Below are 573 nucleotides of genomic sequence, written 5' to 3'. Positions count from 1 at the left end.
ACGAACTTGGCACACACGTTCAAATATTGCATTTGGACTTAATTCGTTTTCAGGGATGTTTTGTAACGGCCCATATTGATTCTTCGGCGTCCATCGCTTCGGCAGCTTCAAGCCAATGGCTGTGACAAAGCATTTTTCATATAGATCATGTTTGAAAACTGAATCTCGGTACCCAAATTCGCAGTCTTCCGCACTCATCCGCCTCGTTTTTAAAGTCGTCAAATCCAATACATCGACGTAGCTACAAAGATCTTTTAGTTCAACCCCGTATGCGCCGATGTTTTGGATCGGAGCTGACCCAGCACAACCGGGAATCAAAGCTAAGTTTTCGATCCCGCCCATACCTTGGGCAACACACCAAGCCACCAAACTCGGCCAATCCTCCCCACCTTGAACATGCAGAAGATAATCTTCATGGGTTTCTGAAACCGATTTCCCCAAAAGGCGGTTAACAATGACGAGACCATCAAAATGTTCAGTAAATAGAACATTGCTGCCTTTACCCAAAAACAACTTCGGCAGACCTTGAAAAGCAGGATCTTGATAGAGGCTGATTACATCATCTATCGAGTC

1 protein-coding gene is annotated in these 573 nt (G+C 44.9%); it reads right to left on the bottom strand.

The annotated features are described in order from the left end of the window. A partial coding sequence (gene murB / locus R7093_RS26980) for a UDP-N-acetylmuramate dehydrogenase (protein WP_318147244.1) occupies positions 1 to 573 on the bottom strand: 573 nt, incomplete at both ends.

It is taken from the genome of Vibrio sp. 1580, assembly GCF_033340055.1.
The sequence above is the reverse complement of the archived record's forward strand: the minus strand, read 5'-3'. Positions and strand labels throughout refer to the sequence as shown.